Below are 12,491 nucleotides of genomic sequence, written 5' to 3'. Positions count from 1 at the left end.
ATTCTCCTGCTTAAATGTCTTGATTGAGGACCAGTGCCAGCAGTGCCTGCCGGGCATAGACGCCATTTTCCGCCTGCTGGAAATAATAGGCATGCGGGGTTTTATCGACATCCGTGGTGATTTCATCCACCCGTGGCAGCGGGTGCAGTACTTTGAGGTTCTCCCGGGCATGGGCCAGCATGTCAGCACTCAGGATATAAGCCGCTTTCATGTGCGCATATTCGGATTCATCAAAGCGCTCTTTTTGCACCCGGGTCATATACAGGACGTCCAGCTCGGGGATCACTTCTTCCATCTGGGTGTGCAGGCTGTACGCAATACCGGCCTCATCCAGCTCTTCGCAGATGTAATCGGGCATCGCCAGCGCTTCCGGGGCGATGAAATAAAAACGGATGTTGTTGAACTTCGACAGCGCCTGCGTCAGTGAGTGCACCGTCCGGCCGTATTTCAGATCGCCGACAAAGGCAACATTGAGATTGTCCAGGCGGCCCTGGGTTTCGGCGATACTGAACAAATCCAGCAGGGTTTGGGTCGGGTGCTGATTGGCACCGTCACCGGCATTGATCACCGGCACTTTGCCAGAGAATTCTGACGCCAGACGGGCGGCCCCTTCTTGCGGGTGGCGCATCACGAACGCATCCACGTAAGAGGTAATGACCTGAACCGAGTCGATCAGGGTTTCGCCTTTTTTCGCCAGTGAGGTATTACCGCCATTATCGAAACCAATCACGCTGCCGCCTAAACGCTGAATCGCCGTTTCAAACGAAAGGCGGGTGCGGGTAGATGGCTCGAAGAAACAGCTGGCAATCACTTTGTGCTTGAGCAGTTCAGGATTCGGCTGTTTCTTCAGCTGGGCCGCGGTGTCAACGATCAGCTCGAGTTCGCTGCGGCTAAGCTCGGGGATGGAAATAATGTGCTTATGATATAGCGAATTCGCCATGGCGCTTTTCCCTCTTTTAGTCTGGAACGGGTGGCTTTGGGTCTGTCTTGGCTATCGTACAGGCAAAAAAAAGCCCCCTGAGATCAGGAGGCTTTCGGATGACGATCCGGAGTAACAAAAACGGCACGGCACACCGTTAACCGGCGGCGTCGCTGCACAACTGTGATCGCAGATTGGGCCATTTTTGGTACTCGCTAGACAAATTGCGGAGGATTATACCGCCATTTCTCTATGGCGCAAGCGTTTGCCTGCACCGAATCTGACCCTGACGGCTACGCATATGTCAGTGCTATTGACCTAAAGTCGCGACCATCACGGCTTTAATGGTGTGCATTCGGTTTTCGGCCTGATCGAAGACGATAGAGTGGGCTGACTCGAAGACTTCTTCGGTCACTTCCAGGCCAGACAGACCATACTTTTCGGCCACCTCTTTACCTACAGTGGTTTCATCGTTGTGAAACGCTGGCAGGCAGTGCATAAATTTCACATTGGGATTGCCGGTTGCCTTGAGTGTCGACGCGTTAACCTGGTACGGCAGCATGGTTTTGACCCGCTCGTCCCAGGCCGACTGTGCTTCACCCATTGAAACCCAGACGTCGGTATACAGATAATCACAGCCTTGCACGCCTTCCTGCACCGACTCGGTCAGGGTAATGCGGGCGCCTGTCTCCGCAGCAATCGCCAGACACTGGGTGACCAGACCCTCTTCTGGCCAGTAGTCTTTTGGGGCAACCAGCCGGATGTCCATTCCCATCTTGGCCGCACCGACCATCAGGGAATTACCCATGTTGTTACGGGCATCACCCAGATAGGCAAATGTTATGTCCTGTAACTGCTTGCCCGGGCTGTGTTCCTGCATGGTCAGAAAATCGGCCAGAATCTGAGTGGGATGGAATTCATCGGTCAGACCGTTCCAGACCGGCACACCGGCATATTGTCCCAGCTCTTCAACCACAGACTGACCGAAACCCCGGTACTGGATACCGTCGTACATACGGCCAAGCACACGCGCCGTGTCTTTCATGGATTCTTTGTGGCCGATCTGGCTGCCGGACGGGCCGAGATAAGACACACGGGCACCCTGATCAAAGGCTGCGACTTCAAAAGCGCAGCGGGTACGGGTTGAGGACTTTTCGAAAATCAGGGCAATGTTCTTACCGCTCAGGCGCGGCTGTTCATAACCGCCGTATTTGGCTTTTTTCAGTTCTGCGGAAAGCGACAACAGGTGCCCGATTTCGCGTGGGGTGAAATCCAGCAGCTTGAGAAAATTCCGGTTGCGCAGATTAAATGCCATATCTCGTCCTCGTGTTCATGACTTCAGCGAACACTGATCGCTGCGTTATGTATGAAAATTGATGTTTTATGAATAATTACCCATAAAATATGAAATTATATATACCTGTGTCAATCGCAAAGCCGTAAGTAAATGCGGGAAAAATCGCCTGTTGCATCAGAAAGGCGATAGTGCAACTTTCGCTGAACAGAGAATGGGGCGGGAAATCACGACAGAGGATGGAAATTCGCGGGGATCCGTGCCATATTGGCGGCCAATTTCATACATACTAGTGTGGCTGGTGCCCCTATTTGGAGAGACCTTATGTCTTACGCAGAATTGATTGAAGAGCAGAAGGAAGAGACTCGCGAGATCATTGAGTCCCTGCTGGAAGATGGCAGTGATCCGGATGCGCTGTATTCGATTGAACACCATTTTTCTGCTGATACATTTGCTCAGCTGGAAGGCGCCGCTGCTGAAGCCTTCAAGATGGGCTTTGAAGTGATGGATGCCGAAGAGCTGGAGCTGGATGAAGAAGACGGTGGCGGTACAGTCGTTTGCTTCGATGCAGTGATGGAGTCGGCCCTGGACGCCGAGCTGATCGATGAGCAGGTACTCAGGCTGGTAGAGCTGGCGCAGAAGTACAATATCGATTACGACGGCTGGGGAACGTACTTTGAGTCTGGTGAAGACGACGAAGAGTAATTCCATTCAGTGCTGAGGAAAAAGCTGGCTTGCCAGCTTTTTTCTTATCTGTCAGTTGCTAAACCGCGGATGCTCAGAACCACTTCACCATCCGGATCTCACAGGCGTCGTGGCCTGTGTTGCCCATAGGTTCTTTGGTGTGTTCAAAACCTAACGATGCATACAGCGCAATGGCTTCTGTCAGATTGGCGGTGGTTTCCAGATAGCAGGCCCGGTAGCCCTGTTCACGGGCAAATTGCAGCGCCTTGACCGCGAGCTTACGCGCCAGACCCAAACCGCGTAACTCAGGCAGGAAATACATTTTCTGCAGCTCGCAGATATTTTCTTCGCCTGCCAGCCTGGCGATACCGCCGCCTCCGAGCACCCGGTGACGGTGTTCAATAACCCAGTAAGCGTGCCCTTCAGGCTGGTAAACCTCACTCATGCTGTCTAAGGTGGGATCGGCCACGCCATAGCCCTTGTCTGCTGTCAGTCCGTATTCCGCAGAGACTTTTCGGATCACGGCCGCAATCGACGCATTGTCCAATGGCGTCAGCGGACGAATCTCGTAGTTTTGCTGTCTGCCCGCCATCACCATGGCTTTGCGGTACCGCTCCAGACTCTTGCCCAGCTGTTCGATTTCATCTGCGTCCATTTGCGCCAGAAAACCGTCGACCTGCTGATTCAGTCTCTGGTGCAGTTCAGCCAGTCTGGACTGGCCTGCCGCGGTAAGGCTGGCAATCTGGCTGCGTTTATCATCAGGATGCGGATGGCTGACGATCAGCCCGCTGTTGCTCAGCACCGCCAGTGTGCGGCTGGCGTTGGATTTATCCACATTGAGCAGGGCGGCCATCTCGTTGACTGTGCAGGGATTCGCGTCCAGTTCAATCAGGGCATGGGCCTGAACCGGGGTGAGATCCATGTTGCCGCACTGGCTGTCGAGCATGCCGAGCTGGCGCACAAGCTGACGGGATAACTGACGAAGTGTCTGGGCATCCATGTTGATGTGTCCATATTGTTGTGGTTTGCAACTAAATGTAATTGCGAATCACAACTATGTCAACAGGGAACAAGTTAATGGATGAGCGAGTGATGCGGGCAGGATGAGAAAGCGGCTTTTTGCCGGCTTTGTTCTTTTCGTTGCCAGACCGTTTCATGCGCCAGATAAGCCAGCGTATTGATTGACGGTTCGATCAGTGCCATCACGCCACCGACCATCCAGCTGCCACTCAGCAAGTACGCCACACTGAAGGCCACACTGAAGTGGATCACCGCAAAACTCAGGGTTTTATTGGCAGGTTTGCCAAAGCGGGACTGTTTCAGCACCGGCCATTGCCAGGCTTTCTCGTGAAAATAAAAAGCCACTGTATTGACCATAGGCTCAATCATGGCGATCAGGCTGCCCAGGATCACATCACCCGTCAGCAAATAGGCAATGCTGAAGGCAACAGTAAAGTGAATGGCAGCAAAGCTGAGTGTCTTTTTCATAGTCAAACCCTCTGTAGATGTTCTCAGTATGGGGGCTACCATTCAATCAGTAAAAGCGTTTGATTCTATCCAATCAATAGTTAGATTCTATGGCTTGATATAAATAAACATGAATAATGACTTATCGTCGCTTTATGATTGAGAGTGCTGTTTCTGAACTCAACGGCGAGCAACAACTTTATGCTGTCAGTTGCATTTGTTTGATTTATATTGAAGCACCACTTTTTCCAGCGATGGGCTGGTTTTTTCACATTTTTTGCGAAGACTTAGGATAAAACAATGGAAAACAAGGTTAGGTTTCACGGTCAGGGAGGCGAATTTTTCGGTATCTGGATCGTGAATATTCTGCTCTCTGTCATCACTCTTGGGATTTATTCTGCCTGGGCGAAAGTCCGCACCAAGAAATATTTTTACGGGAACACTGAGCTGGCCGGGGATCGGTTTGATTATCATGCGACCCCGAAGCAGATCCTGATTGGCCGTGTTATTGCCTCTGCCTGTGTACTGGTGTGGTTTACGGCCAGCAATTTTATGCCGCTTTTTGCCCTTGTGCTGATGCTGGCTTTTTTTGGCGTTTATCCATTGCTAGCCCGCAATAATGCCCGTTTTGATGCCCGCATGAGCAGCTACCGCAATGTACGTTTCAACTTTAACGGCTCGGTGAAAGGGGCATATTGGGCCATGATGGGATGTGGTTTGGTTTCCATGATCCCGCTGGTGATCCTGTTTGCGATCACTGCCATGGTGTTTGATAAATCTATGTTAGTCGGCGGGCTGTTTGCGTTGCTTTCGGTCGCGGTATACCTGTATGTCTTTGCCAATGTTACGGCCACGATCACCCGCTATTTTGCCAATGGCTACCAGTATGGTGATCGTCAGTTCAGCGCCGAGATAGGCACAGGTTTTTTTGTGAAAACCACTGTGCTGGCGGCTTTGCTCGGGTTGGGGCTGTTTGTGGCACTGATTGGCTTGTTTGTGCTGGTGGCAGGTGCGGGGGCGGTGTCATCCATTGCCAGCGGGCAGTTTGCAAATCTGCAGGGCGGGGCACTCTGGCCTTTCCTGGCAATATTTATCGTTTACACAGGTATGCTGCTGGTGATGGTTGCCGTATCGGCATTTGTCAAAGCCCGCACCCGCAATTACACCTTTGCTCAGCTGAAAGCAGCCGGTGAGCCAGAGTATGGCTTTTCCTCTTCGCTGCGAACCCCGGCGTTTGTCTGGCTGATTGTGTCGAATATCCTGATGCAACTGCTGACACTGGGACTGGCACGCCCCTGGGCCATGGTGCGTACCCAGCGTTATCTGGCCGATAATACGGCTGTGATCGGTGATTTGTCTCTGCTTAACGTGACGGGTGAAGCCTTCGATGACGGTGCGGCCATTGCCGACGAAGTGGCTCAGGCCTTTGATGTCGGAGTAGGCATTGGATGATCATCAAAGGCTTCTGCCACCCGCCGCTCAGTTCTGAGCGGCGGGAAGCTGAGCTGGACTGCACTCAGACAGGTCAGGTGACATTGCGCTGCGGCGAGCATGTTGTCATGACTTCCGTGGCAGAGTTGCAGATCTCGCCGCCTTTGGGCGCCTTGCCCGCCAGCATTGATTTTGCTGATGGCTGGCAGTTTAAAGCGGCTCAGGATCATGAGCTGGCTGAGTGGGTTCGCCTCAACACGGTTCAGCCGCAGCGCTGGGTACATCGGCTGGAGCGAAACTGGCTGGCAATCGTGGCCAGCGCTGCACTGGTCGCCGTATTGTGTCTGGGCGCTTATCGTTACGGTATTCCGGCCGCCGGTCATATGCTCACCCGTTTACTGCCGCAAGCTGTGCCTGTTTATCTGGGTGAGCATGTTCTGGAAACGCTGGATGATCACATGCTGTCACCTTCCCAGCTCAATGCTCAGGAGCAGTGGCAGATCCAGGACAGATTTGCTTTATTGCAGGACAACCTGCCGCCGTTGCCTTTTGAGCTGAACATCGTGTTTCGGACCTGGCCCCATGGCCCGAATGCCTTTGCCCTGAGCGATGGTACTGTGGTCGTGCTGGACTCACTGGTGGAAATGGCCACCACACCCGCCGAGTTGGACAGTATTTTGTTGCATGAGGTCGGGCATGTGTATCATCAGCATGTGATGGAATCTGTAGTGCAATCGGCGCTGATTTCTGTGGCCACCGCACTGATAGTCGGCGACAGCTCTGGGATGGCGGATATGCTGACCAGCACGGGGGTATTCGTTGCCTCCAGCGGCTACTCGCGGGATGCCGAGCGCGAAGCGGATCAGTTTGCGGCCGAGCAGATGTTGAAAAACTATGGCACCACAGAACCGATGGCCGCCATGTTTAACCGTTTTATGGAACACTATGGCGACAGCGAGTTACCAGAATGGCTGCAAAGTCACCCCGAACTGGAGCAACGGATTCAGGCCTTGAAATAGTATCCATCCGATTCAGGCCGGAGATTCGGCTTAAAATTGTGGCATAAAAAAGCGACCGAACTCGGTCGCTTTTTTTGTCTGAGTAAACCGAAACTGCTTACAGCGCTGCGATGGTCGCTTTGTGTCCAGATAAGAACGCAAAACTCAATCAGGTGCATCAATCAGATATTGCAATGCATTGTATATGCAAGGTATCTTTCGCCTCCGGAATATTAATAAATCAGTAGCATATTTAAATACCAAGCCTTTCTCCTGATAACGCAGGGGAAGTGCTGACTATCCTGTTGCTGAATAAGGGTTTATCACTGTGCTTTCTTATCGGATTGCGTCATAAAACGGAAATGGCGATGCTGACATATTCAAACATCAAACAAATAGTGTTACTTGCAAGTGTGATATTTCTCACTGCCTGTAACGGCGGAGGCAGTGACAGTGGTGATAAAAAATCGGATAAACCGCCGGTTGAAGATACATCAACCAGGGTAAGCGGGCAGGTATTTAAAGGGCCGGTTGCGTACGCGACCGTCACCGCGTTTGATGCCGATGGCAAAGAATTGGCAAGTACGGTGACCGATAATCAAGGTTTTTACACCCTGTCGCTGGACGCGTCTTATCGTGGGGTTGTGCAGATTGATGCGACCGGCGGGGACTACATTAACGAAGCAACGGGCATGCGAACGCCTCTGACCGACTCACTCCGTTCAGTGAAAGTACTGACAGAAAAAGATTCTGTCATGAATGTGACGTTACTGACGGAAATGGCCGTGCGCGAGCTGCCTTTTTTAGTGCCTGAGCTTGTCGCAGCAGCAAACCGCAAGGTGGCGAAAGCCATGCAGTTAGATCTGGATATTGTCAGCGAAGCGCCAGTTGATCTGCTGGATGAAGCGAACGTGGGCGAAACGGGCGCAAGAGTCGACTATGCGCTGGTCATCGCCGGGATGACGAAAGCCGCCGAAGCGGAGGAAATGAAACTCAGTCACATGATGTTCGAACTCAATCAGGATATTGCGGACAACAGCACGCTTGATGATGAGCTGCAACTCACCCGGTTAAATAAAGGGATCAATGCTTTTCTCGATTCAGCGCAGAACAAAGTGGTGGTGAACAAGACGCAACATTATCGCAATACTTATCCTGTTGTGGCCCCGTTAGACATGCTGTCTGTCTATGCAAATCATCAACTGCGCATAGCACCTGACATCACCGATGATAAAGGGCAACTGTTTTATCACTGGCGTCAGGTGATGGGGCCGACAGTGTTGATGGAAGGTGCTCATACCGAGGCAATGTTTTTCAAGGCAGCGGACACGGTAAAAAAACAGACTCTGGCATTCGAGTTAACCGTGACTGACATAGATGGCTTAAGTGTCAGTCAAACTTACTATGTCAGGGTGTTGCCGATTCCTGTGATTTCCGGTGTGGCGTTCAAAGGGCCCATTAAGGGGGCAAGGGTCAAAATCACCCAAGTTGACGGTACCCTCATCGGGGAAGCCACTACTACATCGGATGGCTGGTATCAGATCAGGAATAACAATGTTTATCAGGGATTGGTCATCGCTGAGGTGACGGGTGGTACGTACGTCAGCGAAGCGACGGGAAAGACAGTGCCGCTAGAGTCAACTTTACATGCTGTCACCCACCTGAAAGCCACTGATCAATCGATTCATATCACTCCCTTCACTGAGCTGGCGTTTCGCCGGGCCAAAAACTTGGGGGAGCACTTTACTCAAACCACGGTAGAACAAGCAAACCAAGAGGTGACAAACGCATTGAGTGGGTCAAGTGTGGTCGGCACTGAACCTGTAAACCTGATGGATCCCTGGAACAAGATCGAGCGCTTCAGTGCTGAGTCTGATTATGCACTCTCTCTGGCTGCGGCTATGGTTGCCATGCACACACATTCACAGAGTTTAACCGACTGGCTGGATCGGGTGTCTGAAGACTTATCCGATAACGGACAAATAGATGATATTGAGACACTGAATGCTTTGTATCGAGGGGTAAACAGTTTTATCCGCTCGCCTCACAATCATGTCAGAATTACAGAGCTGGACAGTAATCTAACGCGGAGATTTTATCGCAGTACGTCACCTGAAATACTGTTAATTTCTTCCAGTGATGGTTATGAAAGGGCGCAAATCAATGTGCTGGTGCAGGCTCAAGACACAGGGATAGGTGGGATCCATTTTTATTCTTTACGGCAGCTCAGTGGGCCGGCAGCGAAATTCACAGAGAAGCAATCCAGAAACTCTTTCAGAATTAGCTTGCCTGAACTCAATGGAGAGCTCGCTGAAACTCTGACCTTCGAAGTCACGGTCAGCGATTGGGATGAACTGACCGCTTCAGAGATCTTTTCGATTGAGGTACAGCCTTACCCCAATGTTGTACTGGATAAAATTATCGATCCGCAACTTCGCCAATGTATTGAGTCACACTCTTCGAAAGTCCTCGATATAGAGGATATCAGGCGTCTTGAATGCGGTCCGGATTACGCGGGGATCAGCCAGTTGGATGGGATGGAACAATTGACCTATCTGACTTATTTGGGCGTGTTGGCGCAAAACCAGATCACGGATGTCACCTCCTTAGCGAGCTTACCCAAACTGCGTAGTCTCGCTATTGAACAGACAGTGATGACGGATCTCACGGCATTCACTGTCCTGAAACTGGGGCAGTTAAGCCTCAAGAACAGTCCGTTGTTGACCGACTTTAGTGCTCTGCCTCAACTGACTGAGCTGTATACCGCGAATTTTTATGGCACAGGACTGACTGATGGCTATCTTCTGGATAAGTTCCCCGGCCTGAGATATCTCAATGTCGGTCATATACAGAGCACAGATCTGGGTTTTATTTCTGACTTATATGATTTGTACGGATTGGTGATTGCGGACTCAGGGCTCACCCGGCTTGATCCTCATTGGTTTGACAATAAACCGGACCTCTTAATTTTGGATATTTCCGGTAACCCAATCACGGACATTTCAGAACTGTTTGGGTTAACGAGGTTACGTAAGCTGAATCTATCGAAGACTGACATTTCAGATTTATCGCCTTTGCGAAAATCAATGAATTTAAGAGAAATCGATATTTCATATACTGAGGTAACGGATTTGTCTGTTTTTCTCCGTTTTACACTCGCGGAGCAGATTCTCTTGCAAGGTTTTCAGGGGAGGGATATCAGCCCGCTGATTGAACTGAAGAAAGGGGATATCGACAAGGTTTTAAGAAGGGTAGATCTCACCGGGGCGGTTGTTGTGCCTTGTTCACAAATGACTGAACTGAGAGGTTTGGGCGTCAATATTGCTGTTGATGTCCAGCCCGGGGTGACGTGCCCAGCAGACTTTCCTGCGGATTTATAGCGTCGTCAGCATGCCGAAAACGGTATAAAAAAGAGGCCATTCGGCCTCTTTTTGATGTCTTGATGTCAACCGAAAACCGCTTACAGCGCCGCGATGGTCGCTTTCTGCTCTTCCAGTTTAATCAGGGTTTCTTTGTAACCTTCCAGCTTCTCGCGCTCTTTGGCTACGACGGCTTCCGGGGCTTTGGCCACGAAACCTTCATTGCCCAGTTTGCCCGCGATGCGCTTGATTTCACCCTGTGTTTTGGCCATTTCTTTGTCCAGACGCGCCAGCTCGGCGTCTTTGTCGATCAGGCCGGCCATTGGGATCATCAGGGTCGACTTGCCGACCAGCGCCGTAGCGCAGGCTGGGGTTGCTTCGCCGTCTGCCAGTACACGCAGGCTGTCCAGTTTCGCCAGCGCCACCAGAACGGCCTGGTTTTGCTGCAGGCGGGCCGCGTCTTTATCATCAGCGGCTTTGAGCATCACATCCAGGCCTTTGCTTGGTGCGATGTCGTACTCGGCGCGCAGGTTACGGATACTGGTGATGAATTGCTTCACCCACTCAATGTCTGCCAGGGCGTCCGCATTGAAGTTGGCATCATCATATTGAGGCAGTGCCTGCGTCATGATGGTGTCGCCTTCAACACCTTTCACCAGTGGCTTGACGCTCTGCCAGATGGTTTCCGTGATGTACGGGATCACCGGATGGGCCAGACGCAGGGTCTTCTCCAGCACCGTAATCAGAGTACGACGGGTTGCGCGTTGCTGGGCTTCGCTGCCTTTCCACAGTACCGGCTTGGTCAGCTCCAGATACCAGTCACAGAACTGGTTCCAGATGAACTCATAGATCGTGTTGGCAGCCATATCCAGACGGAAGTTGTCAATGTGGGCATTGAACTCTTTCGCCGCCAGCTCGAACTGCGACTCGATCCACTTGTCAGCCAGTGAGTATTCCAGCTCGGCACCGTCGGCAAAACCGCAATCCTGATCTTCGGTGTTCATCAGCACGTAGCGGCTGGCGTTCCACAGCTTGTTACAGAAGTTACGGTAACCTTCCAGGCGTTTCATGTCCCAGTTGATGTCACGGCCGGTAGACGCCATGGCTGCCAGGGTGAAACGCAGGGCATCGGTGCCGTAAGGTTCAATGCCGTTTTCGAACGTCTTGCGGGTATTTTTTTCGATCTTCGCCGCCAGTTGCGGCTGCATCATGTTGCCGGTACGTTTCTGTACCAGGGACTCCAGATCAATCCCGTCGATCATGTCGATCGGGTCCAGCACGTTGCCTTTCGATTTCGACATCTTGTCGCCGTTCTCATCACGGATCAGACCGGTGACATAAACGGTTTTGAACGGAACCTGGGCTTTGCCGTCTTCGTCTTTGCAGAAGTGCATGGTCATCATGATCATGCGGGCAACCCAGAAGAAGATGATGTCGAAACCGGTTACCAGCACATCTGACGGGTGGAAGACTTTCAGATCGTCCGTCTGCTCAGGCCAGCCCTGGGTGCCGAAGGTCCACAGAGCCGAGGAGAACCAGGTGTCCAGCACGTCATTGTCTTGTTTCAGCACCACGACAGGCGCCAGGCTGTACTTCTCACGCACTTCTTCTTCGGTACGGCCCACATAGACCTTGCCGTCGTTGTCGTACCAGGCCGGGATGCGGTGACCCCACCACAGCTGACGGGAAATACACCAGTCCTGCACGTCACGCATCCAGGAGAAGTACATGTTCTCGTACTGCTTCGGCACAAATTTGATATCGCCGTCTTCAACCGCTTTCACGGCGGGGGCTGCCAGCGGGGCAGTGCGCACGTACCACTGGTCAGTCAGCATCGGTTCGATCACCACGCCGCCACGGTCGCCATAAGGGACGGTCAGGTCGTGATCTTTGACTTCATCCAGCAGACCCAGCTGATCGAACTCGGCCACGATGGCTTTACGCGCTTCGAAACGTTCCATGCCCTGATAGGCCGCCGGAATGTCGGTGCTGTAGGCATCTGTGGGTTCGCCATTGGTGTTAAAGACTTCAGCTTCGTTGCGGATGTTGGCATCGAAGGTCAGGATGTTAATCATCGGCAGGCTGTGACGTTTACCGACTTCGTAGTCGTTGAAATCGTGCGCCGGGGTGATTTTTACACAACCCGTGCCTTTTTCCATGTCGGCGTGCTCGTCACCGACAATAGGGATGCAACGATTGATGATTGGCAGCAGGACGTGCTGGCCAATCAGATCTTTGTAGCGAGGATCTTCAGGGTTCACCGCCACACCGGTATCACCCAGCACAGTTTCCGGGCAGATTGCCGGCACACCCTTCACCGAAGCTCACCAGCCCCAGCA

The 12,491-nt window shown here is 52.1% G+C and carries 8 protein-coding genes and 1 pseudogene; 4 read left to right on the top strand and 5 right to left on the bottom strand.

The window, feature by feature from the left end; genetic code table 11:
- Window positions 1–10: 10 nt before the first annotated feature.
- Window positions 11–940 (bottom strand): aspartate carbamoyltransferase, encoded by a 930-nt coding sequence (pyrB, locus tag P0Y67_RS04810; protein ID WP_342390954.1) that lies wholly within the window; start codon window positions 938–940, stop codon window positions 11–13.
- 289 nt (window positions 941–1,229) lie between these two features.
- Window positions 1,230–2,234 (bottom strand): ornithine carbamoyltransferase, encoded by a 1,005-nt coding sequence (gene argF, locus P0Y67_RS04805; protein WP_342390953.1) that lies wholly within the window; start codon window positions 2,232–2,234, stop codon window positions 1,230–1,232.
- A 303-nt stretch (window positions 2,235–2,537) separates the two neighbouring features.
- On the opposite strand from argF, the gene rraB reads away from it, so the two are divergent.
- On the top strand, window positions 2,538–2,918 hold the full coding sequence (gene rraB, locus P0Y67_RS04800; RefSeq protein ID WP_027251905.1) for a ribonuclease E inhibitor RraB: 381 nt from the start codon (window positions 2,538–2,540) through the stop codon (window positions 2,916–2,918).
- A gap of 73 nt (window positions 2,919–2,991) precedes the next feature.
- Here rraB and P0Y67_RS04795 read toward each other — a convergent pair whose 3' ends face one another.
- Both P0Y67_RS04795 and P0Y67_RS04790 read right to left on the bottom strand, forming a co-directional pair.
- A complete protein-coding gene (locus tag P0Y67_RS04795) occupies window positions 2,992–3,897 on the bottom strand; it encodes a bifunctional helix-turn-helix transcriptional regulator/GNAT family N-acetyltransferase (protein WP_342390952.1) in 906 nt (301 codons plus the stop codon).
- Between the two features lie 74 nt (window positions 3,898–3,971).
- On the bottom strand, window positions 3,972–4,385 hold the full coding sequence (locus P0Y67_RS04790; protein WP_342390951.1) for a DUF2061 domain-containing protein: 414 nt from the start codon (window positions 4,383–4,385) through the stop codon (window positions 3,972–3,974).
- Between the two features lie 279 nt (window positions 4,386–4,664).
- Here P0Y67_RS04790 and P0Y67_RS04785 point away from each other — a divergent pair, with 279 nt between their 5' ends.
- The 3 genes from P0Y67_RS04785 (at window position 4,665) to P0Y67_RS04775 (ending at window position 10,173) form a co-directional block, all read left to right on the top strand.
- Entirely contained in the window at window positions 4,665–5,816 is a 1,152-nt protein-coding gene (locus P0Y67_RS04785) for a YjgN family protein (RefSeq protein ID WP_342390950.1), read from the top strand.
- Entirely contained in the window at window positions 5,813–6,814 is a 1,002-nt protein-coding gene (locus P0Y67_RS04780; RefSeq protein WP_342390949.1) for a M48 family metallopeptidase, read from the top strand. Before P0Y67_RS04785 ends, P0Y67_RS04780 begins: the two co-directional genes overlap by 4 nt.
- A gap of 347 nt (window positions 6,815–7,161) precedes the next feature.
- Entirely contained in the window at window positions 7,162–10,173 is a 3,012-nt protein-coding gene (locus P0Y67_RS04775; protein ID WP_342390948.1) for a leucine-rich repeat domain-containing protein, read from the top strand.
- 80 nt (window positions 10,174–10,253) lie between these two features.
- Here P0Y67_RS04775 and P0Y67_RS04770 read toward each other — a convergent pair.
- Window positions 10,254–12,446, bottom strand: a pseudogene (locus tag P0Y67_RS04770) (valine--tRNA ligase); the annotation flags it as partial.
- Window positions 12,447–12,491 lie beyond the last annotated feature (45 nt).

Source organism: Photobacterium sp. SP02 (assembly GCF_038519165.1).
GTDB classification, from domain to species: domain Bacteria; phylum Pseudomonadota; class Gammaproteobacteria; order Enterobacterales; family Vibrionaceae; genus Photobacterium; species Photobacterium halotolerans.
This window is presented reverse-complemented; position numbering and strand designations above follow the sequence as displayed.

Bases quoted from the DNA above. Each gene is read 5' to 3' on its own strand.
- P0Y67_RS04785 (WP_342390950.1), top strand. From the start codon at position 4,665: ATGGAAAACAAGGTTAGGTTTCACGGTCAGGGAGGCGAATTTTTCGGT.
- pyrB (WP_342390954.1), bottom strand. From the start codon at position 940: ATGGCGAATTCGCTATATCATAAGCACATTATTTCCATCCCCGAGCTT.
- argF (WP_342390953.1), bottom strand. From the start codon at position 2,234: ATGGCATTTAATCTGCGCAACCGGAATTTTCTCAAGCTGCTGGATTTC.
- P0Y67_RS04780 (WP_342390949.1), top strand. From the start codon at position 5,813: ATGATCATCAAAGGCTTCTGCCACCCGCCGCTCAGTTCTGAGCGGCGG.
- P0Y67_RS04790 (WP_342390951.1), bottom strand. From the start codon at position 4,385: ATGAAAAAGACACTCAGCTTTGCTGCCATTCACTTTACTGTTGCCTTC.
- P0Y67_RS04775 (WP_342390948.1), top strand. From the start codon at position 7,162: ATGCTGACATATTCAAACATCAAACAAATAGTGTTACTTGCAAGTGTG.
- rraB (WP_027251905.1), top strand. From the start codon at position 2,538: ATGTCTTACGCAGAATTGATTGAAGAGCAGAAGGAAGAGACTCGCGAG.
- P0Y67_RS04795 (WP_342390952.1), bottom strand. From the start codon at position 3,897: ATGGATGCCCAGACACTTCGTCAGTTATCCCGTCAGCTTGTGCGCCAG.